At 37.0% G+C, this 1102-nt stretch carries 1 protein-coding gene; it reads left to right on the top strand.

All coding sequences use genetic code 11. The annotated features are described in order from the left end of the window. Positions 1–27 precede the first annotated feature (27 nt). Positions 28–1102 (top strand): AAA family ATPase (locus H6A61_RS15270; RefSeq protein ID WP_204394758.1); only part of this gene is annotated, 1075 nt, incomplete at its 3' end.

Raw genomic sequence — 1102 nt, 5'->3', positions numbered from 1 at the left:
GAGTAACAGCGGTAAAGTATTAAGCTTATGAAATATCCTATAGGAATACAGAGTTTTGAACAGATTATCGAAGACGGTTATGTTTATGTGGATAAGACGGATTTGATTTTTAATCTGGCACATGAAGGGAAAATATATTTTCTGAGTCGCCCAAGGAGATTCGGCAAGAGTCTTCTTATATCAACTCTTAAGAATTACTACCTGGGAAGAAAAGAGCTTTTCAATGGGCTTAAGATTGCTTCGTTGGAAAAGGACTGGAATGTTTATCCTGTATTCCATGTCGACTTCAATAGTACAAATTTTACTGAGAAAGAAACTTTAGAACAGAAGCTTAATTTTTATGTTACCGAGTGGGAGCTTAAGTATGGATTATCTGACAGAAGTGGTTTGCTTGGAATAGGTGACCGTTTTGTAGAAGTACTTCGTGCCGCTCATGAGCAGACAGGATTACGTTCCGTTGTCCTTATAGACGAGTATGACAAACCGATTCTTGATGTCCTTGACGTTGATACATTCCTTGAAGACCGTCATCGGAATATACTAAAAGCTTTCTATTCTGTATTCAAAGGTGCAGATTCGCATCTTCAGTTTGTGCTTCTTACAGGTGTTACCAAATTCTCTCAGGTAAGTGTATTCAGTGGATTCAACCAGCCTAAGGATATCAGTATGGATGCCAGATACGAAACATTGTGTGGCATTACACAAAAAGAACTTGAAACATATTTTCAGGAGCCAGTTGAAGAGATGGCAGAAATATATAACTGTGATTATAATTTTATGCTTGCAGAAATGAAAAGGCAATATGACGGCTATCATTTCAGCAAGAAAATGACAGACATCTATAATCCTTTCAGCCTGTTGAATGCTCTTGATAGTAAAAGCATAGAAGACTACTGGTTCAAGACAGGAACGCCTACGTATCTAATCAGATTAATGAACCATTTTAATGAAAATATAAATGAATTAACGGGAAAGTATTACCGTCAGGAAGAGTTTATTGATTATAAGGCTGATGTCGAAATGCCTTTGCCAATGATTTACCAGAGTGGATACCTTACGATAAAAGGATATGAAGAGTTTGGAAACCGCTTCCTTTTAGACT

The organism is Bacteroides caecigallinarum (assembly GCF_016901995.1).
GTDB classification, from domain to species: domain Bacteria; phylum Bacteroidota; class Bacteroidia; order Bacteroidales; family Bacteroidaceae; genus Phocaeicola; species Phocaeicola cellulolyticus.
The sequence above is the reverse complement of the archived record's forward strand: the minus strand, read 5'-3'. Positions and strand labels throughout refer to the sequence as shown.